General features: G+C 49.3%; 22 protein-coding genes. 13 read left to right on the top strand and 9 right to left on the bottom strand.

Translation table 11 applies throughout. The annotated features are described in order from the left end of the window. Nucleotides 1–122 precede the first annotated feature (122 nt). The 3 genes from BMW93_RS33505 to BMW93_RS33515 all read right to left on the bottom strand — a co-directional run bounded on the left by BMW93_RS33505 (nt 123) and on the right by BMW93_RS33515 (nt 4,441). Nucleotides 123–3,032, bottom strand: a complete 2,910-nt coding sequence (locus tag BMW93_RS33505) for a PVC-type heme-binding CxxCH protein (protein ID WP_090386928.1) — start codon at nt 3,030–3,032, stop codon at nt 123–125. Between the two features lie 83 nt (nt 3,033–3,115). Further along, entirely contained in the window at nt 3,116–4,000 is an 885-nt protein-coding gene (locus BMW93_RS33510; RefSeq protein ID WP_090386930.1) for a sugar phosphate isomerase/epimerase, read from the bottom strand. An 81-nt stretch (nt 4,001–4,081) separates the two neighbouring features. Further along, nucleotides 4,082–4,441 carry a YraN family protein gene (locus BMW93_RS33515; protein ID WP_090386932.1) on the bottom strand — a complete coding sequence of 120 codons (360 nt, stop codon included), beginning with the start codon at nt 4,439–4,441 and terminating at the stop codon, nt 4,082–4,084. A 317-nt stretch (nt 4,442–4,758) separates the two neighbouring features. Here BMW93_RS33515 and lipB point away from each other — a divergent pair, with 317 nt between their 5' ends. The 10 genes from lipB to BMW93_RS33565 all read left to right on the top strand — a co-directional run bounded on the left by lipB (nt 4,759) and on the right by BMW93_RS33565 (nt 16,037). Next, nucleotides 4,759–5,481 (top strand): lipoyl(octanoyl) transferase LipB, encoded by a 723-nt coding sequence (gene lipB / locus BMW93_RS33520; RefSeq protein ID WP_090386934.1) that lies wholly within the window; start codon nt 4,759–4,761, stop codon nt 5,479–5,481. Continuing rightward, a complete protein-coding gene (locus tag BMW93_RS33525; RefSeq protein WP_090387075.1) occupies nt 5,481–5,894 on the top strand; it encodes a hypothetical protein in 414 nt (137 codons plus the stop codon). Before lipB ends, BMW93_RS33525 begins: the two co-directional genes overlap by 1 nt. Nucleotides 5,895–5,982: 88 nt before the next feature. After that, nucleotides 5,983–6,717, top strand: coding sequence for a 3'-5' exonuclease (locus tag BMW93_RS33530; protein ID WP_090386936.1), 735 nt, complete (start codon nt 5,983–5,985; stop codon nt 6,715–6,717). Nucleotides 6,718–6,791: 74 nt separating this feature from the next. Beyond that, nucleotides 6,792–9,173 carry a ribonuclease R gene (gene rnr / locus BMW93_RS33535; protein WP_090386938.1) on the top strand — a complete coding sequence of 794 codons (2,382 nt, stop codon included), beginning with the start codon at nt 6,792–6,794 and terminating at the stop codon, nt 9,171–9,173. A 52-nt stretch (nt 9,174–9,225) separates the two neighbouring features. After that, on the top strand, nt 9,226–9,597 hold the full coding sequence (locus tag BMW93_RS33540) for a GxxExxY protein (RefSeq protein ID WP_090386940.1): 372 nt from the start codon (nt 9,226–9,228) through the stop codon (nt 9,595–9,597). Nucleotides 9,598–9,681: 84 nt separating this feature from the next. Continuing rightward, on the top strand, nt 9,682–10,572 hold the full coding sequence (locus tag BMW93_RS33545) for a DUF1080 domain-containing protein (protein WP_090386942.1): 891 nt from the start codon (nt 9,682–9,684) through the stop codon (nt 10,570–10,572). A 113-nt stretch (nt 10,573–10,685) separates the two neighbouring features. Continuing rightward, nucleotides 10,686–12,338, top strand: coding sequence for a gliding motility-associated ABC transporter substrate-binding protein GldG (gene gldG / locus BMW93_RS33550; RefSeq protein WP_090386944.1), 1,653 nt, complete (start codon nt 10,686–10,688; stop codon nt 12,336–12,338). A 109-nt stretch (nt 12,339–12,447) separates the two neighbouring features. After that, nucleotides 12,448–13,572 carry a DNA polymerase III subunit beta gene (dnaN, locus tag BMW93_RS33555; RefSeq protein WP_090386946.1) on the top strand — a complete coding sequence of 375 codons (1,125 nt, stop codon included), beginning with the start codon at nt 12,448–12,450 and terminating at the stop codon, nt 13,570–13,572. Nucleotides 13,573–13,758: 186 nt separating this feature from the next. Then, nucleotides 13,759–14,133, top strand: coding sequence for a BlaI/MecI/CopY family transcriptional regulator (locus tag BMW93_RS33560; protein WP_090386948.1), 375 nt, complete (start codon nt 13,759–13,761; stop codon nt 14,131–14,133). Between the two features lie 2 nt (nt 14,134–14,135). Further along, the gene (locus tag BMW93_RS33565) at nt 14,136–16,037 is read left to right on the top strand and encodes a M56 family metallopeptidase (RefSeq protein WP_090386950.1); all 1,902 of its coding nucleotides are present in this window, start codon (nt 14,136–14,138) and stop codon (nt 16,035–16,037) included. A gap of 56 nt (nt 16,038–16,093) precedes the next feature. Here BMW93_RS33565 and BMW93_RS33570 read toward each other — a convergent pair whose 3' ends face one another. Both BMW93_RS33570 and BMW93_RS33575 read right to left on the bottom strand, forming a co-directional pair. Further along, nucleotides 16,094–17,170 carry a ferredoxin--NADP reductase gene (locus BMW93_RS33570; protein ID WP_090386952.1) on the bottom strand — a complete coding sequence of 359 codons (1,077 nt, stop codon included), beginning with the start codon at nt 17,168–17,170 and terminating at the stop codon, nt 16,094–16,096. A 128-nt stretch (nt 17,171–17,298) separates the two neighbouring features. Then, nucleotides 17,299–18,513, bottom strand: coding sequence for a pyridoxal phosphate-dependent aminotransferase (locus tag BMW93_RS33575; protein WP_090386954.1), 1,215 nt, complete (start codon nt 18,511–18,513; stop codon nt 17,299–17,301). Between the two features lie 182 nt (nt 18,514–18,695). Between BMW93_RS33575 and BMW93_RS33580 the strand changes: the two genes are divergently transcribed. Together BMW93_RS33580 and BMW93_RS33585 are read left to right on the top strand one after the other, a co-directional pair. Continuing rightward, the gene (locus BMW93_RS33580; RefSeq protein ID WP_090386956.1) at nt 18,696–20,222 is read left to right on the top strand and encodes an RtcB family protein; all 1,527 of its coding nucleotides are present in this window, start codon (nt 18,696–18,698) and stop codon (nt 20,220–20,222) included. Nucleotides 20,223–20,258: 36 nt separating this feature from the next. Continuing rightward, nucleotides 20,259–20,474 (top strand): hypothetical protein, encoded by a 216-nt coding sequence (locus BMW93_RS33585; RefSeq protein ID WP_090386958.1) that lies wholly within the window; start codon nt 20,259–20,261, stop codon nt 20,472–20,474. Nucleotide 20,475: 1 nt separating this feature from the next. On the opposite strand, the gene BMW93_RS33590 is transcribed toward BMW93_RS33585, so the two are convergent. The 4 genes from BMW93_RS33590 to BMW93_RS33605 form a co-directional block, all read right to left on the bottom strand. Continuing rightward, nucleotides 20,476–20,685: a prevent-host-death family protein gene (locus BMW93_RS33590; RefSeq protein WP_090386960.1), complete on the bottom strand. Its 210-nt coding sequence runs from the start codon at nt 20,683–20,685 to the stop codon at nt 20,476–20,478. Further along, nucleotides 20,685–20,942, bottom strand: a complete 258-nt coding sequence (locus BMW93_RS33595; RefSeq protein ID WP_090386962.1) for a type II toxin-antitoxin system RelE/ParE family toxin — start codon at nt 20,940–20,942, stop codon at nt 20,685–20,687. Before BMW93_RS33595 ends, BMW93_RS33590 begins: the two co-directional genes overlap by 1 nt. A 28-nt stretch (nt 20,943–20,970) precedes the next feature. After that, complete coding sequence (locus BMW93_RS33600; RefSeq protein WP_229241099.1) at nt 20,971–22,218, bottom strand: outer membrane protein assembly factor; 1,248 nt, start codon at nt 22,216–22,218, stop codon at nt 20,971–20,973. A 114-nt stretch (nt 22,219–22,332) separates the two neighbouring features. After that, the gene (locus tag BMW93_RS33605) at nt 22,333–23,544 is read right to left on the bottom strand and encodes an NADP-dependent isocitrate dehydrogenase (protein ID WP_090386964.1); all 1,212 of its coding nucleotides are present in this window, start codon (nt 23,542–23,544) and stop codon (nt 22,333–22,335) included. Between the two features lie 116 nt (nt 23,545–23,660). Between BMW93_RS33605 and BMW93_RS33610 the strand changes: the two genes are divergently transcribed. Continuing rightward, on the top strand, nt 23,661–24,245 hold the full coding sequence (locus BMW93_RS33610; RefSeq protein ID WP_090386966.1) for a 5-formyltetrahydrofolate cyclo-ligase: 585 nt from the start codon (nt 23,661–23,663) through the stop codon (nt 24,243–24,245). Nucleotides 24,246–24,431: the final 186 nt, after the last annotated feature.

The following is a 24,431-nucleotide window of genomic DNA, read 5'->3' on the forward strand; positions in this document are numbered from 1 at the left end:
ATCGTTCCGGGGTTCGCGCGAACGACAGGTGCAGAGCACCAAAATATTTGTAGAAACGGGGTATTCGTGTGCAAGATGTGAGGTGCAGCGCACCGTGATAAATATTTTCAGGCGGTTAGCCATCATTTGAAATTCAACAAATACCCCGTCAAATCGGCCAAATCCTGTTCGTTGAGTCCCAATGCAGTCGGTTCGGGCATTAATGACGACGGCATCTTTTCCCTCGTTTTAATCTGATCGGCTTTGATCGTATGCTGCTGGCCGGCGGCATCTTTCAAAACCACATTTGCGCCATCGCTCATAAGAAACCCGAAATAGGTATCCCCCTTTTTGGTTACGATGGTATAGCTTTCATAGCCGAAAACCATGCTGGCGGATGGGTTCACAATGGCATCGAGGAGGCCCGCTTTGTCGAATTTTTTATGGATAGTAGTCAAATCCGGCCCGATTTCGGCGCCGATTTTGCCATGCTTGTGGCAAGCGGCACAAGTTGTCGAGAATATCTTTTCGCCGTGCGACGGGTCGGCATTCATTCTGGATATAAAATCGGTTTTGAGAACCTTTCCGTTTCTCGGGAAAAATTGGCTGGCGACCACGCGCACATTCTGATCCGGGTTTTTGAAAATGATTTCGCTCACGGATCTGGCGATGGTGTCGGGTAACTGGCCTTGCACGCGCATGTCCACGAGGATATTGCCGCCATTCACATCCGAGGCCATTTGCCGTGCGGTTTCAATGCGTTGCGGCATGGGTTGCGCTTTATCGGCGACGGTCTTTTTCAGGTCGAGCATACGTTTGTAGGCGGGCGTCATTACCTGCGCGGTGGCTTCCTCCCAGTTCATCAGATCGGCCCAGTCGTTGCTTTTGCGGAAATTGATCCAATAGGAAGCCTGCGAGGCCACATCCGGCAATGTGGATTTGGATAATGCGATCATCGCTTCGGCCGCTTTTTTGTCTTTGATAAAACCGATGGCCGTCAATGCCTTACGGCGCTCCGGTTCGGATACTTTCGCAGATCCGGCCCGGGTTTTCAGCTCGTCCACGGCTGATACCGGATGCAGTCGCCATGCCAGGCCTGCGCGCTGCGGTTTCCAGTTGGGCGCGTCGGCTTTGAATGCCTCGCGTACATATGCATACACCTGAGTCTCTTTTCCATCAGCCGCCGTACCGATCGCTTCCAGCATCCAGGGATCTTTGCCGTCGTAGTTTTTAATAAGGTTTGAAATACTGTTAAATGCCTCCTGATAAGGAACATCCCGCAATGCTATTCCTACCTCCCGTCGAACGGACGCGTCGGCATCTTTGGACATTTGTTCGAAATAGGCATTTGCCTTACCCGTCGATTTTAATGCACGGAAGGCCGTGAGCCGGTGCATTGCATTCGGGGACGATAGCAGTTTCACCTCTTCCGCATTGCCTTTTTCCCCCAATTGCGCCAAAAGCCAGATGGCTCTCGCCTGATGGTACGGGTTTTCAGCCGTCAGCAACTGTTTAACTTCCGGTACGACAGCCCCGCCTTTCATTCTTAGCCCTTCAAAACCTAATGCCCGGACATTGATCGCTGGATTTTGCAATGCATTCACAAGCCCTGCGGTTGTCGTGAAATCCAGCTTCGGTGTAGTTAGCTTCTTCCCTTTGGGTATAATGCGGTAAATGCGTCCGTAGCCCTTTTTATCCTTCATCGCGTGCCCACCTACGACCGGATCATACCAATCTGCGATGTAAATGGCCCCATCAGGCCCCACAGCCACATCCGACGGTCGGAACCATTTGCGATAGTCCTGGTCGGTTTCGTACCATTCGTACCGCTCCGAAACTTTGGGGAAAGAACTGATCAGGTCCTGGCGCTTCAATTCAAAACCGGCCCCCTGCGGCCTGGGCTGGTAGGCGAAGATTACGTTACGGCCTGCTTCGCAGCTCAGCAATGTGCCGCGATAGTTTTTCCCCAATTCATCCCCTTCATAAAATACAATACCCGTTGGAGAACCCGCACCGGAATTGTCGCCGGCCGGCATTACGCCCGGGTCTTCCTGGTGCCAGTGCGTGGCGAAAATATCCTGTCCGGGCCGACGATCGGCCTGCCAGTAGCGGGTACCATCGGCCGAAAAATAGCCCGCATTGCCGTTTTCCTGCAAAAAAGAAACGCGGCAGGTGATCACCTGGTCGTCGTTATCGTTCTGCCACATATTGCCGTAGCTGTCGAGGCACACTTCGTAGCTGTTGCGGAAATTGTGGCCCAGCACTTTCAGGCCGGTACCGTCCGGATTGATGCGCAATGCGAGGCCACCTACCCAAATGCGGCCGTCGTCCGACTTCTGATTCCCTTCATTTTTCTTGTTATAAGGCGTGCCGCCGGTGTAAAGACTGCCGCTTCTCAATGTAAAGCCACTTTTGTCGGTGACGTTATGCGGACCTGCATTACCGGTGTTGAAATAATACTTCCCATCCGGCCCGACGATGAGCGAATGTAGCGAGTGATCATGGTCGAAACCACCGAACCCGGTTAGGAAAACTTCGCGTTTATCGGGTTTGTCGTCACCATTCGTGTCCGTGTACACGAGCAGGTTAGGCGCGCAGGAGACGATGGTTTTATTACCAATCACCGCAATGCCCAGCGGTGCCGTCAGCAACGAATCTTCTACATACACCTTGGAAGATTCTGCCCTTCCGTCGCCATCCCGGTCTTCCAGGATCATCACCCGGTCCCCTTTTTGCTTATGGCTGAGGCGCTCGGCAGGTTTGGTATTGAAATCGCGGTAATTCACGGCCTCCGTGATCCATACCCGGCCTTTGGCGTCGATATCCATGTTCGTCGGGTTATAGAACATCGGTGCTTCCGCCCATAATGTGGCTTCAAGGTCGTCGGGCACGTACAAGCGCGAGGAATCGCCGGCCGCCACGACCGGTACGAAGGATCGATGCTGTGGTTCCCGGCCGTTTTGCATTGAAATCATGCTGAAAACGGAAGCCAGCAGAATGCTTCCCGTCAAAATACCGGTTCTGCGGAGTGGTAATGTGTTGGTAATGTTCATGGTGTGTTATCAAAAAGGGAGGATGGAGGAAAGGGAGAATGGGGCAATGAGCCGTAGAAGCTTTGCCTCCTTAATCCGTCATCCTACGTTAGAAATAGTCCTTTGAGGTAATCAAGATTGTGCTGGTAAGTCGGAATAATCTCGGCTCCCTGCGGGGTAGCGCCTTCGATTTGCATCCAGCCTTCGTAACCGATGTCTTTTACCGCTTTCGCCACCCGCGGCCAGTCGAGCGGGCCTTCGCCAAGGCGCTGGCCATTCTCCTTCATATGTATTTCGCAAATCATATCTTTGCCAAGCATCGGTATTTCCTTGAAAATATCATGGCCGGCGTCGGTGGAATTGCGAAAATCGTAATAAACCTTCACCGCCTTCGAACCGACCGCATGGATAATATCCAAATGCTCCTGTCCGCTCAGCCAGGATTCGATACCCAAGGTAATGCCTTGTTTCTCCGCATGAGGTGCCACTTTTTTCAAACGTTCAATCACGGCTTTTTTACCGGCATCATCGTTGCGGAGGTCGCCGTCCGAAAAGAACGCCAGCAAAATCACTTTCACGCCCAATGCCTTGGCCGCATCCACACTGTTCCAGACCCATTCTTCCGTTTTCGGCTGTGATTTGTACGGTACCCGGTTCAGCTCGCCGATCGCCAGGCTCGACACTTTCACACCCGTACGCGCGGACGCGTCGCGGATTGCCTGCAAGGTTTCCGGCACCGAAAGGCCCTTTTCGTCTTTCCCGGTATTATAGCTTACCTGGATGCCGTGCAAACCGATCTGTTTCGCCCGCTCGAATGCTTCCGGGCTTAGTTGCCGCCCTACCGACCAGTCGCACGCGCCGATCTGGTATTTCGGGGCCAATGCGTGACCGGTTTTCAGCGTATCGTCTTCGCCGAACGCCGCCGATGCCACCAGTAGCGCACTGCTTTTGAGCATTTCCCGCCGGTTCAGTACCAAATCTCCTTTCATTACAGTCAGATTTTGAAATACTTAAAGAAATATCTTCAAAATGTGCTGTGATGGGGTTTCTACTTATAACCGCAGGTAACGTTACCGGCTGAATGCGTCTTCGATATGCCGGATCTCCGTCGAGCCATCGGGCAGCGTGAGGACCGATACAATGTCAAAGCGGACATCAGTTTCCCAATCGATATCGAAAATGTACTGCTCCGCGGCGCGCATGATCAACTTCGCCTTTGCTCCATTTACAAACTCCTCGGGCATGCCGAATGCTGTGCCGCTACGTGTTTTTACCTCCACGAAAATCAGCATTTCGTCTTTGGTGACGATCAGATCGATTTCGGACTGCCAGTTACGGTAATTTTTGGCAATGATTTTGAAGCCCTTTTCGAGCAGGAAGGATGCCGCGGTGGTTTCGCCCCAGCGGCCAAGGTCGTTGTGTGTAGCCATAATAATGTGTGTTTAATCAAAAACTCAGATTCTGATATGATCGCCTCAAGCTGGCTTACTTTGACATATGGAAGTTTTGAAGCATGTTCATAAAGGTTTCCGCTTTGTCGTCTTTAACACTAAGTAAAAGCTTCATAATCACAGAATTTAGTTGCACTGACAAATTTGACGAACATTTAGCTAATAAATTAGCGTTGTGAAACGGGGACGTGTGTGTACGATATGTCGGGTAAACCGGAAGCTTCCGGTCTGAACATTTAGACGTAGCAACTACAAATTGGTAACGCATTGTCCGGAAAATTTTTTTGACCATTGAAATGAATACCCTGATCAATAAAAAAGTACAGTTCCGGGACCTCGGCCTGATCGATTATCAGGAGGCCTGGAACTACCAGGAGAAAATTTTTGCGGAGACGCTGGAAATTAAGACGCAGAATCGCGGCCTCGACCCCGGGAAGCAGCAATTGACGCCGAATATCCTGCTTTTCTGCCAACACCCGCATGTATATACGCTGGGGAAGAGTGGCAAGCCCGAACATCTTTTGCTGGCGGAAGATGATCTGGCGGCGAAGCAGGCGAAATACTACAAAATCAATCGCGGCGGGGACATTACTTACCACGGCCCTGGGCAAATTGTGGGCTACCCGATCCTCGACCTCGACAATTTCTTCACGGACATCCATGTGTACATGCGTACGCTCGAAGAGGCTATTATTCTTACATTAGCGGAGTATGACGTGCAAGCGGGCCGAATTTCAGGATTGACGGGTGTTTGGATTGATTTTGAGGAACAGAAAAACCCAAGGAAAATATGTGCATTGGGTGTGAAAGCGAGTCGGTGGGTCACGATGCATGGATTTGCCTTGAATGTCAATACTGATTTGTCTTATTTCGGAAATATTGTCCCGTGCGGGATTGAAGATAAGGCCGTTACGTCCCTGGCGGCGGAACTGGGCGGGGAAGTGGATTTAGAAGAAGTTTCATTTAAATTAAAAAACCATCTGGCGCAATTGTTCAGTATGGAATGGGAAGCAGTGTAATGAAGAAGGATATTATTTTTCACCCTGTGAAGGGAATAAAGGTCGCGATTGTGCGGAGTACCAATGAGTTGAACGCCGAAGAATGGAACGTGATCGTGATCAACCGCAACGACGAGCCGGTCACAAGCGTTTTTGTGACTTCAAAAGGTTATGGTAACACGGAGTCGGGTACGAATACCGATCAGCGGACTTCCACATTAAGGCATTTTTTCCCGGAAATCCCCTCCGGCGGGCACGTGGTGGTGGAGCCGATCATGCCGGATGTCTTTCATTTGAATAATGAGTTTTGGGTGAGCTACTTCATTGGAAGTCAGATTTTTGATAAGAAATTCATTTTCGTACCTGACAGTATCGTCGAGGAAAACATGATGACGATCGATCCGCTGGGGCTGGAAGGTGTTTTGCATGAGTGACCTTCTTTCGTGTGGGTTTTAAGTGATATAAGTTATCATTTCGATATTTTGCATAATATTGAAAATCATCATTTAAACCCTACACACTATGACAGAAGATTTCAAACGCCGCGCCAAAAATTTCCTGCTCCTCGACATTGAAACCGTTTGCTCGCACGCCAGCTACGACGAACTCCCCGGGCGAATGCAGAAACTCTGGGACAAAAAGGCCCTGGCACTCAAAAAAGGCGACGATACAACTACGAATGCAGACTACTTTTACGACCGCGGCGCCATTTATGCGGAGTTTGGAAAAATCATCTGCATTGCCTTCGGCGCGTATTATTGGAACGAAAAAGACGAGATTGCGTTTAAGGTGAGTAGCTTCGCAGGAAACGACGAAGTTCAGTTGCTGCTGCAATTCAAGGCGTTGATTGAAAAATACCCCGCCGAACAGCTAATCCTCTGCGCCCATAATGGCAAAGAATTCGACTTCCCGTTCATTTGCCGACGGATGCTGATCCACCGCATCGAAATCCCCAAAGCATTACAAATTACGGGTAAAAAGCCCTGGGAGCTTCTCCACCAGGACACGATGGATCTGTGGAAATTCGGTGACTACAAAAGCTACACCTCGCTCGATTTGCTCGCCGCCGTTTTTGATATTCCCGGAAGCAAGAACGAAATGAGCGGCGACCAGGTAACAAAGGTTTATTACGAGGAAAATGATCTGGCTAAAATTTCCCGATATTGCAGAGAGGACGTGGTAGTGCTTGCCCAACTTTATTTACGGCTGCATTGCCTTGACCAAATACCCGAACCAAATATCGTACGGGTGGAGTAACCCACGGTCGGCGGAAAACAGCGGCCCATATCGAAGTTCCGTGAAAAACGCGGGACATTTTATACATTGAATACATGAGAGATAAAAAGAGTAATAAGAAACTGCAACCTGAAAGAAGGGAGGCCGCGACGCCTCATCATATCGTTTCTTACATAGATAATTTAAAGGCGGACATTGCCGCGTTCTTTGATCTGAACGCAGAACACGCATTCCGGCCTTTCGATGTGCATGACCATTTCGGCGTGCACGACAAAAAAGTAAGGCTTCTTTTCAACGAAATCCTGCACGAACTAGAACAGGATGGCCGGTTGGTATACCATAAAAATGGTACTTATACCGCCGTTCCGCTCAAAACCAAGCCCACAGGACTAACCGGTCGCGTAGACCGCGTCAACAAAGGCTTTGCGTTCGTGGTGATAGACGGGCGCGACGACGATATTTACGTGGATCTGGAATTGCTGAATGGAGCCTGGGATGGCGATATCGTGCAGATCCAGCCGCTTTCGAGAAATACACGCAATACAAAATCGCGCGGCGATTCGGGTCGCAACCGGACGGAAGGGCGCGTTACCGAAATCGTGGAGCGCTCGAATGCGGAGATTGTCGGTATTATTGAGATTAACCCGCGTTTCGCGGTCGTTCAGCCGGATAACAAGAAGCTTTTTGACCCTATTTTCCTCGAACCCGACGAGGTAGGAGAGGCGCGCCATGGCGATAAAGTCATCGTGAAAGTGAAAGAATGGCCTACTCGCAGGAGCCAGGCTGAGGGCGAAATTGTGTCGGTGCTTGGAAAAGCAGGTAACAACGACGTGGAAATGCACGCGATCCTGGCCGAGTTTGGATTGCCTTACCATTTCCCGGAAATCGTGGAAGCCGAGGCGCAGAAAATTCCCGATAAAATTGCCAAAAAAGACATTGCCAAACGCCGCGACATCCGCGATGTGCTGACGTTCACGATCGACCCGGTAGATGCCAAAGATTTTGACGACGCATTGTCTGTCCGATATCTGGGCGAAGATGTGGTGGAAGTAGGCGTGCATATTGCCGATGTTTCGCATTATGTGTTGCCCGGTACCGAGCTCGAAAGAGAGGCGTTTCGTCGCGCTACGTCCGTTTATCTCGTAGACAGAACGGTACCAATGCTGCCCGAAAAGCTTTCAAATAACCTTTGTTCGTTGCGCCCGAATGAGGACAGGCTGGCATTTTCGGCCATATTTGAAATTAATTCAAAGGGAAAATTGCTGAAAGAATGGTTTGGAAGGACGGTGATTCATTCCGACCGCCGTTTTAGCTACGAAGAAGCACAGGCCGTGCTTGATTCGGGCGAAGGCGATTTCCCGAAAGAACTGGATACGCTGAACCAACTGGCGAAGGTTTTCAGGAAAGAGCGCTTTAAAAAAGGTGCTATCAACTTCGAAACGCCGGAAGTACGCTTCCGTCTCGATCCGGAAGGCCGGCCGTTGGGCATTTATACCAAAGAACGGCACGATTCGAACAAACTGATAGAGGAATTCATGCTGCTCGCCAACAAGCGCGTGGCGGAATATGTGTATTCGCTTTCCAAGGGCGAAGTCAAAAACACGATGGTATACCGTATTCACGAAGCACCCGACCCCGATCGTTTGCAGACCTTCGCGAATTTTGTGGCCAAACTGGGGTTGAAACTGGAAGTCGAGGAAGAAGGTCAGATCGCAAAATCCATGAATGCCATGCTGGCGAAAGTGGAAGGTAAGCCCGAGCAAAACCTGATCGAATCGCTGGCGGTGCGTACGATGGCCAAAGCGCGGTATAGCACCGAAGATATGGGTCACTTTGGACTGGCATTCAGGCGGTATTCGCATTTTACTTCGCCCATTCGCCGCTATCCCGATGTAATGGCGCACAGGCTGTTACAGCATTATCTCGACGGCGGTGCCAATGTCGATAAGGAAGCTTACGAAATCGCTTCCAAGCATTCATCCGAGCGCGAACGGCTGGCTGCGGAAGCGGAAAGGGCTTCGATCAAGTACAAGCAGGTTGAGTTCATGAGCACGATGGACCCCGAGAAAGAGTTCGACGGCATCATTACCGGTGTAACCGAGTTCGGTATTTTCGTGGAAATCACCGAAACTGCTTCCGAGGGTCTCATCCGTATGACCGACCTGGGCGACGATTTCTACGAGCTTGAAAAGGAAAACTATCGCATTATCGGCCAGCATACCAAGAAAATATATACGTTTGGCGATGCGGTGAAGGTGAAAGTGAAGGAGACCAACCTGGCACGGCGGAGCATGGACCTTTACCTTGCCGGTACCAAGCCAGGTCGTCGGAGCGAATTCAGCCGTCCGGGCTTTGATCGGGATAACGATCGGAGGCCACGGGATCGCAAGCCCAAGGAGCCACGCGGTTCCGGGCGCGTGAAGCGGAGCTCGGGTGGTGGCGGTAGCTCGCCAAAGCCTAAGCGGCGGAGGCGATAGTGTTACCTTTTTGAATTCCTACGTATAAATGGGATAACTAATCCTGTTTATAATGGAAATCGTTTACAAAGAAGAATCTTATAGTATCATCGGCAAATGCATAGAGGTGCATCGCGAGCTCGGACATGGCTTTCTGGAAATCGTTTATAAAGATTCGTTGGAAATACTATTCCGGCAAGGAGGACTGTTTTATGAAAGAGAAAAGGAGTACCCGGTTTTCTTCAAAGGAATTTTACTGCCTCATAAGTTCTTTGCTGATTTTGTGGTTCTTGACAAGATCATTCTGGAAGTCAAATGCGTTTCTTGCCTTACAGATGAGCATGTTGCCCAGACCTTGAATTATTTGAAAGTTTCGCGGAATAAACTGGGACTATTGGTGAATTTTGGGCGGGGGAAGTTAGAATACAAACGGCTTCTGCTTTAATGGTATGCCACGAAGGCACGAATATCCACGAATGCCCTTCGTGCTAATTTGTGCCTTCGTGGCATTAAAAAAACAATAGCCTCTATGACCGCCAAAATCACCTTTCTATTGCTTTTCATCACCTTCCTAGCCAAAGCCCAAAAACCCGCCGACAAGGAAGAATGGCAATCCCTCTTCAACGGCAAGGATCTTACGGGTTGGGATGTGAAAATCGCCGGCCATAAGGTGAATGACAATTACAAAAACACCTTCCTTGTAGAGGATAACATGATCCGCGTGAACTATAAGGAGTACGACAAGTTCACGACGGAATATGGCCATATGTATTACAACAAGCCCTACTCGCATTACAAAATCAGGCTTCAATACCGCTTCACAGGCAACCAGGTACCCGGAGGGGCATCCTGGAATGTGCGGAATAGCGGTATTATGCTGCATTCGCAATCGGCCGCAAGCCTCGGACTCGACCAGGACTTTCCGATTTCATTGGAAATGCAATACCTGGGCGGCCTCAATGCGGGCGAGCGCAACACGGGTAACCTCTGCACACCGGGCACGATTGTCGATATCGACGGTAAACTGGCCGAAGCGCATTGCATCAATTCCAGTTCCAAAACCTACAACGGCGACCAATGGGTGGATGCCGAAGCAATCGTACTCGGCGATTCGATCGTTTACCATATGATCGGTGGCGATACTGTGCTCGTTTTCACCAACCCGCGCATCGGCGGCGGTTACGTCGGCAAAAACCACACTTTTAAGGACGGGAAAGTAGGTAATGAAGCCGAATGGATCAAAAAGGACAATACCAAACTCGGCAGCGGCTACATTGCATTGCAAGCCGAAAGCCATCCGATCGATTTCCGGAATATCGAATTACTTAACCTGAAAGGCTGTATGGACCCTAAGGCGACGAATTACAAATCGTATTACGTCGCGGCCGACAACTCGGCTTGCACCTATAAAAAGAAATAACCTGCGTCACGCGGGCAATAAAACCCGATTGATTTTCGGTTTTTTATATTTTTGCAGGAATGGACGGTTCGTCTGAATCGCCCATTTTTTGTTTGAAATCAGCCTTTGTGCGAATGAAAAAAAATCTTACCCGGTTTGTACTGCTTGTGGTTGTCCTGGCCGGGATCAACTGGCTGGCTTCATCGTTTTTTTTCAGGTGGGACCTTACCGAGGATAAACGTTACAGCATTTCCGACGCTACCAAAACGCTTTTGGGTAGTCTGGAAAAGGATGTGATCGTGAATGTGTACCTCTCGGGCGACTTTCCGGCCGGCTTCGAACGCCTCGAAAGTGCTACGCGGGAAACTTTGGAAGAGTTTAAAACCTACGCCAACGGGCATTTAATCGTCAATTATTCTGATCCATCCGCCGCCACGAGTGAAGAGCAGCGCCAAAAGCAATACATGAGCCTGATCGACCGCGGGCTGAATCCTACCAATGTATTCGCGAACGAGGACGGCAAGCGCACGGAAAAAATTATTTTCCCCGGTGTGATTGTCCAGGCCGATACGCTTTCGGTCCCGGTTCAGTTATTGAAAGGTAATAAAGCGAGTTCGCCGGAAGAACAGCTGAACCAGTCTTACGAAGGTGTCGAGTTTGAACTGGCATCCGCGATACGTGTGCTGGCGAACCCGGAACGGAAAAAGGTAGGGTTTGTGGTTAGCCATACGAAAATTTCCCCCGCCCGTTTGAGCGATATTATCGCCACAATTCAACAGAGCTACGATGTTTTCCTGGACATGAACAATCCTGAGTCATACGAAGGCCTGGACGCATTGATCATCATGAAACCCGACAGCGCATTTTCGGAGGCTGAAAAGTATAAGCTCGATCAATATGTAGTAGGCGGTGGTAAGGCGTTGTTTTTTGTGGACGGCGCACGGGTGGATAGTGTAAGTCTGGATGGTAATTATGCCCAGCCGCTCGATCTGAACCTTGGCGATTTGTTTTTCAAATGGGGTGTCCGGTTAAATACCAACCTCGTCAAAGACATGAACTGCGCACAAATCCTGCTGAATGTGGGTAACGTTGGCGATAATCCCGAGATCAAGCCCATGCCCTGGCGCTTTTTCCCACTCCTCAACAATTTTGGGACACATACGGTAACCCGTAACCTGAATGCCGTTTACACAAGATTTCTGAGCTCGATCGACACGGTCGGCGGGGCGAACGGCATTGCCAAAATGCCTTTGCTGCTGACCTCGCCGTACACCCAGCTCGTGAATGCGCCCGCGCTCGTGGGCTACAATGAGGCGCGTAAAGATCCTGAACCTTCGGAATACCGCTCGGGAATTAAACTCGCCGGGGTATTGCTCGAAGGATCATTCACATCGCTCTTTCAAAACCGCATCCTGCCCGGTGATCCGCGCGCAGCGAAGTTCAAGGCGAGTGGTAATGCAGGAAAGGTGATCATTTGCTCCGACGGCGACCTGATCGTGAACGATTATGATTATAAAAGGAATGCCCCATTACCGCTCGGTTACGACCGCGTCACGAAGCAAACTTTCGGCAATAAGGATTTCGTGCTTCACGCGCTGGATTATATGACAGACGCCAACGGTTTGATCAATGCCCGCGGTAAACAGATCGCCATCCGGGCTTTGGACAAAATCCAGATTCAGGAAAACAGGAAGTTCTGGCAAACGCTTAATTTGCTCCTGCCGGTAGTGTTAATTGGTCTTTTCGGGGCAGCAAGATATTACCTCAGAATCCGAAAATTTGGTTGACAACGCGGCTGGCGCTTCCGTAATTTTTTATACTTTTGTTCCCTACAACAAAGTTTTTCCGGAATCTTCCGCATATAAATCTATCAACTAAACACTTACGTCACGAATTATGAAGTTTGTCGTTTCGTCATCAGTTCTACTCAAACAGCTGTCTGCTATAAACGGTGTCGTTTCAACGAACCCAATAGTGCCAATTCTCGAAAATTTCCTCCTCACATTGGAAGGAAATTCACTGACCGTGACCGCATCCGACCTTCAAACCGTCATGATTACGGAAATTGAAGTGGAATCATCCGAAAAAGGAGCGATCGCCATTCCCGCAAAATTGCTGCTCGACACCCTGCGCGGCCTGCCCGAGCAACCGATTACCTTGCAGGTGAATGCTGAAACTTTTGGTACTGAAATTATTTCCGATAATGGCCGCTACAAACTGTCGGGTGAAAACCCGATCGATTTCCCGAAAACACCGGTGGTGAACCGCGGCCAGTCCGTGGATTTCTCTTCGACGGCATTGGGAGCAGCTATCTCAAACACCTTGTTCGCAACCAGTACCGACGATCTCCGCCCGGCTATGACGGGGGTTTTTGTGCAAATGGGTGCTGAAAGCGCAACTTTCGTCGCTACCGACGGTCACCGCCTCGTGCGCTACCGCCGTATCGACATCAAATCGGACATCGATACGTCAATGATCATTCAGCGGAAAGCATTGAATCTGCTGAAAAGTTGTTTGCCGTCCGACGATGTGCCCGTGAAAGCGGAATTCACTTCCTCGAACGCGTTTTTCAGCTTCGGTAATATCCGTATGATCTGCCGGTTGATCGACGAGCGTTTCCCGGATTATGAAAACGCGATCCCGACCAACAACCCGAATACGCTTACCATTAACAGATTGGAAATCCTTAGCTCTCTGAGACGTATTTCGATCTACTCCAACCGGACTACCCACCAGGTGCGCATGAAAATGGCACTGAACGACCTGGTCATTTCGGCGGAAGACCTCGACTATTCTAACGAAGCCAACGAACGCCTGATGTGCGAGTACAATGGCGATGATATGGAGATCGGTTTCAATGCGAAATTCCTGATTGAAGTATTGGGTAACCTTTCCAGCAAGACCATCACCTTCGAACTTTCCGCTCCAAACCGCGCCGGGCTGATTATCCCGGTAGATCAGGAGGAAAACGAAGACATCCTGATGCTCGTAATGCCGGTAATGCTGAACACTTACGTTTAGGAATTTTTCACATCGATACTGCAAAGTCCGGCTTCCCCGCCGGACTTTTTTCTTGCGTAATCCATTCAAATACAATATATTAGATAGGGTATAACGTTAATTACGAAAAAAATCGTAGTAAACGCTTGCATGTACGATTTTTTTCGTAGACATTTGGTACGAAGATTATCGTAATTAACTAATATCATGTATATCAAGCCCACCGAATCCGAACTGGAAATCCTGAACTACCTCTGGCAGGCAGGCCCAAGTACCGTCCGTGCCGTGCATGATGCCCTTTCCGAAACCAAGGATGTTGGCTACACGACTACCTTGAAACTCATGCAGATCATGCATGACAAAGGGCTGCTCTACCGCACGGAGCAAGGACGATCGCATATTTACGTCGCGCTCCTTGGCAAAGAGGAAACGCAGCAGAATCTGGTTGGTAAAATGGTCGAAACCCTCTTTCAAGGCTCGGCCGCGCAAATGGTCATGCAAGCGTTGGGGAATCATACCACCTCCAAAGAAGAACTGGATGAAATTCGTGAGTTATTAAATAACCTGGAAAACAATCGTTAGCCATGAAATTCTTCTCAAATCTGTTACCCGGTCCGGCCGTTTCCGCATTTGGCTGGACGCTTATCCATTCGATCTGGCAGGGAACACTGCTGATGCTGGTCGCCGTTGCCGCATTTTATTTTTTGAGAAAAAAATCAGCCAACACGCGCTACCTCACGGGTGTTGGCTTCCTTTTCGCACAGGTCGTCGCATCTGTCGGGACATTCATTTACTACTATCCTAAAACCACCAGCGCAGTTTCCAATGTAAAAGCTTTGGCGCGCTACACCGCATTATCCGCATCCCGCACATGGGCGGAAGTCTCCCGGGACCTGCCCATTTCATTTAAGGTACAAATGTGGCTCACCGCCCATTTACACGAACTCGTCATTTGCTGGCTGATCGGCTCCGGCATTCTTTTGCTGCGCTTCGCCGGCGGCTGGATTTTCACGGAAAGGCTTCGGTTCAACGCCAAGATCGTCATGGATAAGGAATGGCGGGCCAGGTTCGGGGTGATCATTGCCAAAATGAATATTTCCAAATCTGTGGAATTCCGCGAAACCGCCAAAGTGCTCACACCCATGGTAATAGGCACATTCAGCCCGGTGGTACTGATCCCGATCGGATTGCTTTCAGGCTTTTCCACAGCGCAGGTGGAGGCGATCCTCGCACACGAACTCGCGCATATCCGCAGGAACGACTACCTGATTAATATGCTGCAATCGTTCGTGGAAGTTATCTTTTTCTTCCATCCGGCCATCTGGTGGCTGTCCGAAAAAGTGCGCGCCGAACGCGAGCATTGCTGCGACGACATTGCATTGGCCGTTTGCGGCGACAAAATGTCCCTCGCCCACGCCCTCGTGAAAGTAGCCGAATGGCAGGCCACACCCGGACTGGCCATGGCTTTTGCTTCCAAAAAACCGCTATTGCTTCATCGTGTACAGCGTGTTTTAGGTCTGAATCCAAAACCTATCCGCACATTTTCAAGCTTGCCGGCAATGATTTTCGCTATCGGATTGGTCATAGGCGTTTCAGCATACGCGGTAGCACAGAAGATTGAAAAAGACAAGGGAAAGAAAGCCGAAAAGCATATCACCGTCAAAAAGCGGAAACCGGTGAAAATCGAAACCCGCAAGGAGCGCGAAATGGAGGAAATCGCCGAAGTGGCTATTGAAGAGCATATTCATGAAAATATCCAGGAAGAATTTGCCTATGCAGACGTTCACATTGACGCTCCTGAAATAGATTTCGAGCAATCGGGTAATGATACCCTGGATCGGAAGATGTGGGAAATCAACCAAAAGATCCGTGCAATGCATGAAGAATTAAAACCTCATCATGTACGATTGCAGGAATTGCACCGCGAACGGGAGAAGTATCGGTTTGAAGCCGAACGTCTTGAACGCGAAATAGAGAAAATCGAATGGAAAAAGCATCGTGCAGAAGAATTGAGGTCCGATTTGATGGAAAAAAGATCTGTCCTCTTTAATCAGGACGGCAAGGAATCGAAGCTCAGCGACACAGAACTGGACAAGCAGCTTGCAGATTTTGAGCAGCAGATCAAAGCACAGGAACAGGTTATTTCTGAGCTAAACAATCAGATTACCAATACGACCAAAGAGGTCATGAAAGTTGACATGCCTGAACAGAAATTGCAGAGGGAGATCGAGGAAGTAAACTTCAAGATCAGCGAACTTGGCAAGAACATCGGGCTGGAAACTTTGAGCTACCAGAAGATGCAGGGTATCGATGAGCCTCCGCGTGCGCCGAGGGTTGCACGTAGCGGGCGCATGCGACGCGCAGGAAGCCCTCCTCCCCCACCCGCTCCAGTAGTCGCACCGGCGAAAGTAGCTCCTCCCGTATCCGCAAAGCCGGCACCAGCGCCCAAGCCGCCGCTTCCACCTAAAAAAGACCCGAACAAATAAGCAAAAGGGCGGCGATTCAGTCGCTGCCCTTTTCATTTATATACATTATCAATGCGTTATTCCACTTCGATCACCACATCGTCGCTCATCGGGTGCGACACGCAGGTGAGGATAAACCCTTCATTAATCTCCGCCTCGGAAAGCGCATCCTCTTCATCCATCTGCACCTTGCCGGACGTACACCGGCCCATACACGCGGTACACATGCCCGCCTGGCACGAGTACGGCAGGTCGATATCCATATTCAACGCCGCTTCGAGCACGGTTTCATGTGGCTTCACCGGGAGTTTATACTCGGTACCTTCATAAAACAGCGTGATTTCGCGCGTCCTGGGCGAATCGTCATCGTCTGCCTCGGGCTCCAAAGTCACCTCGCCAGGCTTGGCGGAAGTAGCAGTGACAAAACTCTCCTTCCGGATATTGCCCTCCGGCACCGCCAGGATCGACAAAGCCCGATGCGCCTCTTCCATCATATCATCGGGTCCGCAAAGGAAGTATTCTGCTTCCTTTTTATTCAGCTCGGGGAGTTTTTCGATGATTTTCAGCACGTGGCTTTTATTCAATCGTCCCGTTTCGCCGTCCCAGCCTTCGTTTGGTTGGCTCAATGAATGGACCACCGTAAAGCGTTTGCCATATTTGTTCTCCAAAGCCGCGATTTTGTCTTTGAAAATAATGCTATCTTCTCTCCGGCTGCCATAAATCAGGAAAACTTCGCTTTCCGGTTCCACCATCAGAATGGATTTCAGGATCGAAAACAGGGGAGTAATGCCGCTTCCCGCTCCGATAAATACAACCTGGCGCGTCTGATCGTCGGCCTGCTTGGGAAAAAAATGGCCCATGGGTTCCAATGCTTCCAGCACATCGCCCTCTTTCAGCGTGTCGAGCAGCAGGTTAGAGGCGTAACCGCCCGGAACCCGTTTAATGGTAATCGCCAGGGAAACATCCGTATAAGGCGAACTCGACATCGAGTATGACCTTCTGATTTTTTTATCTTCAAAAGGCAGCAGCAAAGTCAGGAACTGCCCCGGACGGTATTGAACGACTTCGTTGATCGGATGCCAGAAATGGATCGTCGCAGCCTCTTCGGTTTCCTTCTCAACCTCCTTAACTTTCAAAAAATAGTATTTGCTCATTTTATAGGGTCGGCGGTCGGCGGCCTATCGGCGGCCGCACAATGCCGCATTATTGAAAATCGATTCGGCTTACAACACAAAAGCCTCACAGGTAACACCCATGAGGCTTTTATGATTTCATATTTGTATTATTTCAAAGTCGCTACCGCGTCTTTGATACGCTTTACCGCTTCTTCCAGTGCTTCATCGGCAGCGGCGGTTGAGATACGGATGCAGTTAGGCGCACCAAAACCCGATCCTGCTACGGTCGAAACGTAAGATTTGTTCAAAATCCAGTTGGCAAAATCATCGGAATCCTTGATCAGCGTCTCGCCGTCCGATTTTCCGAAATAATAGCTCACATCGGGGAATGCGTAGAACGCGCCTTGTGGTACATTCACCTTGAAACCCGGAATGTCTTTCAGCAAGCCTACCACGAGGTCACGACGACGGTGGTATGCTTTCGCCATTTCGATAGAAGGCTCTTTCGGACCGTTGAATGCTGCCGTAGCCGCTTTCTGCGCGATGGAGTTCGTTCCCGAGGTAACCTGTCCTTGCAATTTTTCAACGCCGTCTGCGATCCATTTCGCTGCCGCGATGAAACCGATCCGCCAGCCTGTCATCGCGTAACCTTTCGCAACACCGTTCACAGTGATCACGCGGTCTTTCAATGCAGGGATAGAACCAATGCTGAAATGGCCTTCCTCGGTAAAGTTGATATATTCGTAGATTTCGTCGGCCAGTACATAAACACCTTCATGTTTTTCGAGTACCGCCGCAATCTCTCTCAATTCTTTTTCTGAATAAACAGCGCCTGTCGGGTTGTTCGGCGAAGCGTACATCACCACTTTCGTACGTGGCGTGATAGCAGCTTCCAATTGTGCGGCAGTTACTTTGAAATCATTTTCAAACGCACCGTCTACAACCACCGACTTTCCTTCCGCCAGTTTCACCATTTCGGAATAGCTCACCCAGTAAGGAGCGAAAATCACTACTTCGTCGCCCGGATTGACCAGAACCTGGATCACGTTCGCGAGTGAATGCTTGGCACCGGTCGAAACCACGATATTTTCGGGTTTCCAATCTATATTATTGTCGCGCTTTAACTTATCAGCAATAGCCTTTCGCAGATCAGGATAACCTGCTACGGGGGAATAACCGTGAAAACCATCGTCGATGGCTTTTTTAGCGGCCTCGCAAATGTGTGCGGGCGTCTTGAAGTCTGGCTCTCCAACACTCAGACTGATCACTTTATGGCCTTGTGCGGCCAGTTCACGGGCCATTTTGGTCATCGCCAGCGTCGAAGATTCTTCGAGGGCATTGATGCGGTCGGCCAATTGAGTTTGCTCTGCTACTGCGGACATTGCAACGTTTTAATTAAGTTAAAGAAGGTACTGCGAACTGTATCAACAAATTGCCCGCAAAGGTACGGGTTTTTTAGAAGTTGTATTGTATTATGTCAAGAAAGATTTAATGGCAATGCATCATTTACCAGACGGCAAGCCATATGTGCTTGAAATAGCGGAGCCAACAACGATATTTGTCCATGGACACACCAGTTACCATCGAAGAAATCCTATTCCTGGCCAACGTGCCGGAAAAACTGCACACCGACTTCCTGCGCGTCGCGAACGGCTTGCACGAGCGCGCGAAATACCCGAAAGAGAAGGTGTTGCTCATGCTCGTCAAAATGCTGAACGACCCGAAGAAATATGCCTATTCGAAAAATAAGCTTACGAATCTGGCCAAAACGGTTCATGATCTTAAAAAAGCCGGTACTGAAATTTCCCTGACCGACGACGCCAGGGAACTGCTTGTCAATGAGGAAGCTGTATTGACTTTGGAAGAAAAAGAGCCCCAAAAGAAGAACACATTCAACCTCCGCGAAGACAAGCCGCATTACGCGGTTTTCGGTAAAGAACACATCGAAGAAGGCGCATTGTTGCAAATGGAGACTGCCGTTAGTTTACCCATATCGGTCGCTGGCGCATTAATGCCTGACGCGCACCAAGGGTACGGATTACCCATCGGCGGCGTACTCGCCACGGAAGCCGACAAAGTAATTCCCTACGCCGTAGGTGTCGATATTGCCTGCCGCATGTGCATGTCGGTTTTCGATATTCCCACCGATTATCTCAAACGCGAGCCGCATTTCCTGAAAAAGATCCTGACCGAAAACACCAAATTCGGTATGGGCGGCGAAACTGCCCGAAAATACGACGAAAGCATTATGGACGCACCCGAATGGGAAGCTACTAAAACCATTCGCTCATTGAAAGACAAAGCTTACCGGCAGCTGGGCACGTCGGGCACCGGTAATCATTTTGTAGAATGGGGAGTTGTAGAAGTATTTGAAAACGATCCGTTTCTGAATTTACCCAAAGGCGAATACCTGTCGTTGCTCTCCCATTCCGGCTCCCGCGGTTTCGGCGGAAACATCGCCAATTACTATTCCAAACTGGCCATGCAAAAGACGGTACTGCCCAAACAAGCCGCCCATCTCGCCTGGCTCGACCTTAATACCGAAGAAGGCCAGGAATACTGGATCGCGATGAACCTCGCCGGAGATTACGCCTCGGCTAACCACCACGAAATCCACAACAAAATGGCGAGATCGCTGGGTGAAAAGCCATTAAAAATCATCGAAAACCACCACAATTTCGCCTGGAAAGAGCAATTAGCAGACGGACGCGAAGTGATGGTCCACCGCAAAGGCGCCACGCCCGCCGGCTCCGACGAACTCGGCATTATCCCTGGCTCGATGAGCCAGCCGGGGTATGTCATCCGAGGTAAAGCCAATGCAGAATCAATAAATTCCGCCTCCCACGGCGCAGGGCGCGTCATGTCTCGCACGAAGGCATTCACTACCACTACACGAAGCCAGATGAACAGGATTTTGCAAGACAATGGTATTCAACTTATTGGCGGCGACCTGGACGAATCGCCGATGGTTTACAAGAATATCGAGGATGTGATCGCCGCGCAGACGGAATTAGTGACAGTACTGGCGAAGTTCTCGCCTAAGATTGTGCGGATGGCGGATGCTAACCGGAAGGAAGGGAGGGAGGATTGAGGGAATTATTTGTTAACTTTCATAAAAATAATTGTCATGACTGCGCTTAGACTAGTTGAAACACCAAAAAACGGAGAACTGAAAATATCGTTACCGGATTCATTTAGCGATGATCCGGTGGAGGTAATCATTAGCCCGTTAGCGCAGCCTGAAATTGATGCGAAGTCAAGACTTAAAATTGCTCAACAATACCTCGAAAGATCGAAACCAACTAATTTTGACCTTGGAGATTTGGACCCACATGAGCATTAAATTATTCGATTCCCAACTGAGCCTTCACGTCTTCCAGGCTGTGCCAGGTTTTGGTCTCCTCTTTAATCTTGATAGCTGTCAAATAGTCCGAAAGGTCTTCCAGATTTTCAAATTCTGAAAGTTCGCTTAGCAATGCTTCGTACTCGCTAATTGGTAAGAGAGCAAACTTCGGCTTGCCGTCTTCCTCTATAATTTGTGCGTTCAGGTTCATCAGTATATTTCTTTTCTATGCCCTACATCAATCACTTCTACAACTTCAAAATCTACATATTTGTTAAAGAGAACCCTATAATTGCCTACTCTTAGACGATATACTGCACGCGGATGATTTTGAAGGCATTTTACATTCCTCTTCAAATGAGGAAATTCTGCCAGTTCTTCAAGCTGCGCAATTATGTTTTCGGCGTCCCGTTTAGGGATAGATTTCAGGCTTTTCAAAGCCCGGTCTGCAAAGATCAGTCTGTACATCTGGAAGCATAGTGTGTTTTCTATAAAGTTAAAACACCTCCCCCAAATTCACAAACAACCCCCGAGAACCGTCCATACCGAATCCATAATCGATAGCGATGTTTGCTCCGGAGGTTTTATTCACTTTAATACGAATGCCTAACCCTCCCGCAGGAGCGATCTTGCGGAAGCTCTTCGACGGCCAATCCGAAACACTTTGCGCATTCGCGAAGATAACACCGCCGAAAAGGCCATTTTTGGTGAATGCGAAGCGGTATTCGGATTCGAAATAGAGCAGATTGGTACCGCGAAAACGCCCCTGAATGTAACCGCGGCCGATGTTGTTGGTCGGGTCCCAGCCGGTGGCGGGCAGGTCAAGGTAGGGAGGTTTGCCGACGGTGAGCCAGTTGTAGTTCCAGAATGCGAGGGTGTTCTGGCTACCCTGGGGAAAATTGAAATAACGGCGAACGTCGATAACGACTGCTTGCCAGCTATTGGTGCTGCCCAGCGACTTCATATTCGGCCGGAACTGAACATTGGAATAAAACCCTTTCAGCGGGTTAATGGAATTCGTACGACTGTCGTAAGCGACGGTTACCAGTGGCCCGACCGAAGATGATTTATTACCCAATCCATAATCTTTTATATCCTGGTTCAGCTTCTCTTCCTTATCAGATTGCATGATTTGCCACCTTTTATCATAAGCAAATCCCAACCCGACAAAAAACGATTTGCCTATTCTTTTCAAAACCGTCTGGTGCGACCGCAAATGCTTGTATTTCAAATTAGTAGCATCTCTGATTTTAGAATCCATGCCCAACCCGTAAGTATCCTGAGGGTATTTGAAAAACCGCCAGTCGACGACAAAGTTGTAGTCGTTATGCCGCGTCCAGATGTTGGCCTGGACGGGAATGGTCATCTGCTTGTATTCTGTGTAAATGAAATTGGTGGTAATACTCGAAATATTGGTCGTTTTCGGGTTGCTCGTGTAGAAAGCGATGTTCGCATTGAGCGAGCCCGTTAGCCCGGACGAGAGCGTATACCCACCCGCGGGGACGAGCGAAAAGATCGGCTTGCCCGATTTGATTTTGGGAACACGCACCGAGTCCGACTTGTCCTTAGATTTCCACCTTCTGAGAACATCGATCAGGTCTTTTTGCATCACCTTTTGGGCGGAGTCGGCGGTGGCGACCGTGTCCTGACGGGCTACTTGCCCGATAGTTACAAACCTTCCTGCCTGCAAACCATTCACGGTCAGCACGATAAGTGCGGTTAGTATGGTCAAAATCTTGATCACCAGGTCGGGTTTGTTAAGCGCGTTCCCAGTAATATATAATAAAATAGTACCCGCCACAAAAAAAGCCACCGGCTTCTTGCGAAACCGATGGCTTTGTACCACTAAATGTGGATATTATGCTAATGCAGCTTTCAAATTGGTATCGATAGCTTCCAGGAACTCTTCTGTGTACAGGTAGTGCTCACCGTGTTTCACATCGTTTCCGTGTAGGCCGATTGCCAAATCTTTGGTCATTTGTCCACCTTCCACAGTTTCGATACATACTTTTTCCAAAGCATTAGCGAAATCGATCAGCGGCTGGTTGTTGTCCAATTTGCCACGGAACGCCAGACCGCGTGTCCATGCGAAGATGGAAGCGATTGGGTTAGTGGAAGTTGGCTTGCCTTTCTGATGCTCGCGGTAGTGACGGGTTACTGTTCCGTGCGCTGCCTCAGCTTCCATTACTTTGCCGTCTGGCGTAACCAGAGTTGAGGTCATCAGACCCAGTGAACCGAAACCTTGTGCAACGGTATCCGACTGAACGTCACCATCATAGTTTTTACAAGCCCATACGAAGTTACCTTCCCATTTCAATGCGGAAGCAACCATGTCGTCGATCAAACGGTGCTCGTAATGTACTTTTCCCTGGTATTCGGTTTCGTATATTTCCTGGAAAATATCCTTGAAACGACCGTCATATTTTTTAAGGATCGTGTTTTTGGTCGAAAGGTAGAGAGGCCATCCTTTGTCCAAAGCCACGTTGAAGCACGAGCGTGCAAAACCGCGGATCGACTCGTCGATGTTGTACATCGCCATCGCTACACCGGCACCTTTGTATTGGTACACTTCATGCTCGATCACTTGTCCGTCTTCGCCTTCGAATTTGATCGTCAGTTTACCTTTTCCTGGAACTACGAAGTCCGTAGCGCGGTATTGGTCACCGAATGCGTGGCGTCCTACGATAATTGGCGCCGTCCAGTTGGTAACCAGGCGAGGCACGTTTTGCATGACGATCGGCTCACGGAACACAGTACCATCGAGGATGTTACGAATGGTTCCGTTAGGCGATTTCCACATTTGTTTCAGGTTGAATTCTTTTACGCGGTCTTCATCAGGAGTGATTGTAGCGCATTTGATACCTACGCCGTATTCTTTGATAGCGTTAGCGGCATCAATAGTCACCTGGTCGTTGGTCTCGTCGCGGTATTCGATACCCAGATCGTAGTATTTGATGTCTACGTCGATGTAAGGGAGGATCAGTTTTTCCTTGATAAATTTCCAGATGATGCGGGTCATTTCATCGCCATCCAGTTCTACGACGGGATTGTCAACTTTAATTTTGCTCATGTCTTAAATTCTATACAATAGTTAAAGATTTTGAAATCAGACCGTGAAAGTACGAACAATAGAATAAAAAGGCGAAATTTCCTCCGATTACATCCCCAAAAAGACAACATTACCCGATGAAAAAGGCCGCACTGCGCAAGGAATTTTTACAAAAAAGAAAAGGGGCCGACGAGCGGTGGCTGATCGAAAAAAATGCCCTGATCGCGCAGAATCTTGAAAAATATCTTCATCTGAATGCGTTTCAAACCCTGCATACTTTCCTGCCACAACTTAATGCCCGGGAGGTGGATACGTTCGGCATTATGGATATGTTAAGAAAATCCTTTCCGGCCATGCGCATAGCCGCGCCCTACATTATCCCCGGTACGCGGGAAATGGAGCATTTCCTAATGACACCCTTCACGCACCTGGTCATGAACCAATGGCGTATTCCCGAGCCTGATCCGACCACTTCGGAGAAAATTTTGCCCGAAGAAACCGATATCGTACTTGTGCCGCTCCTTGCGTTTGACCGCAAAGGTTACCGCGTGGGGTACGGTGGTGGTTATTACGACCGGTTTCTGCCCCAAACCCGACCCGATTGCATTAAAATGGGCCTTTCGCTATTTGAAAAAGTGGATGAAATAGAGGATATCGATGCATTCGACATTGCGCTCGACGCATGCATTACGCCCGAACACATATACGATTTCGGAATCTGACACGTAAAAATTGGAATACTGAAAAGCCTATTAAACAGCTCTGAAATATCGACTTTGCCCGTTCCTTCCTGAATTTTAATGCATTAAACAGGCAAATTTTCCTATCATTCTAAAAAACTGCGTAAATTTGCGGCACTTTTCGCGAGGCGGCGCAGGCCACTGGCAAAGAGTAAATCATATTCTATC

Origin of the sequence: Dyadobacter sp. SG02 (assembly GCF_900109045.1) — a bacterium.
In the GTDB taxonomy this organism is placed as follows: domain Bacteria; phylum Bacteroidota; class Bacteroidia; order Cytophagales; family Spirosomataceae; genus Dyadobacter.

Bases quoted from the DNA above. Each gene is read 5' to 3' on its own strand.
- BMW93_RS33505 (WP_090386928.1), bottom strand. From the start codon at position 3,032: ATGAACATTACCAACACATTACCACTCCGCAGAACCGGTATTTTGACG.
- BMW93_RS33510 (WP_090386930.1), bottom strand. From the start codon at position 4,000: ATGAAAGGAGATTTGGTACTGAACCGGCGGGAAATGCTCAAAAGCAGT.
- BMW93_RS33515 (WP_090386932.1), bottom strand. From the start codon at position 4,441: ATGGCTACACACAACGACCTTGGCCGCTGGGGCGAAACCACCGCGGCA.
- lipB (WP_090386934.1), top strand. From the start codon at position 4,759: ATGAATACCCTGATCAATAAAAAAGTACAGTTCCGGGACCTCGGCCTG.
- BMW93_RS33525 (WP_090387075.1), top strand. From the start codon at position 5,481: ATGAAGAAGGATATTATTTTTCACCCTGTGAAGGGAATAAAGGTCGCG.
- BMW93_RS33530 (WP_090386936.1), top strand. From the start codon at position 5,983: ATGACAGAAGATTTCAAACGCCGCGCCAAAAATTTCCTGCTCCTCGAC.
- rnr (WP_090386938.1), top strand. From the start codon at position 6,792: ATGAGAGATAAAAAGAGTAATAAGAAACTGCAACCTGAAAGAAGGGAG.
- BMW93_RS33540 (WP_090386940.1), top strand. From the start codon at position 9,226: ATGGAAATCGTTTACAAAGAAGAATCTTATAGTATCATCGGCAAATGC.
- BMW93_RS33545 (WP_090386942.1), top strand. From the start codon at position 9,682: ATGACCGCCAAAATCACCTTTCTATTGCTTTTCATCACCTTCCTAGCC.
- gldG (WP_090386944.1), top strand. From the start codon at position 10,686: ATGAAAAAAAATCTTACCCGGTTTGTACTGCTTGTGGTTGTCCTGGCC.
- dnaN (WP_090386946.1), top strand. From the start codon at position 12,448: ATGAAGTTTGTCGTTTCGTCATCAGTTCTACTCAAACAGCTGTCTGCT.
- BMW93_RS33560 (WP_090386948.1), top strand. From the start codon at position 13,759: ATGTATATCAAGCCCACCGAATCCGAACTGGAAATCCTGAACTACCTC.
- BMW93_RS33565 (WP_090386950.1), top strand. From the start codon at position 14,136: ATGAAATTCTTCTCAAATCTGTTACCCGGTCCGGCCGTTTCCGCATTT.
- BMW93_RS33570 (WP_090386952.1), bottom strand. From the start codon at position 17,170: ATGAGCAAATACTATTTTTTGAAAGTTAAGGAGGTTGAGAAGGAAACC.
- BMW93_RS33575 (WP_090386954.1), bottom strand. From the start codon at position 18,513: ATGTCCGCAGTAGCAGAGCAAACTCAATTGGCCGACCGCATCAATGCC.
- BMW93_RS33580 (WP_090386956.1), top strand. From the start codon at position 18,696: ATGGACACACCAGTTACCATCGAAGAAATCCTATTCCTGGCCAACGTG.
- BMW93_RS33585 (WP_090386958.1), top strand. From the start codon at position 20,259: ATGACTGCGCTTAGACTAGTTGAAACACCAAAAAACGGAGAACTGAAA.
- BMW93_RS33590 (WP_090386960.1), bottom strand. From the start codon at position 20,685: ATGAACCTGAACGCACAAATTATAGAGGAAGACGGCAAGCCGAAGTTT.
- BMW93_RS33595 (WP_090386962.1), bottom strand. From the start codon at position 20,942: ATGTACAGACTGATCTTTGCAGACCGGGCTTTGAAAAGCCTGAAATCT.
- BMW93_RS33605 (WP_090386964.1), bottom strand. From the start codon at position 23,544: ATGAGCAAAATTAAAGTTGACAATCCCGTCGTAGAACTGGATGGCGAT.
- BMW93_RS33610 (WP_090386966.1), top strand. From the start codon at position 23,661: ATGAAAAAGGCCGCACTGCGCAAGGAATTTTTACAAAAAAGAAAAGGG.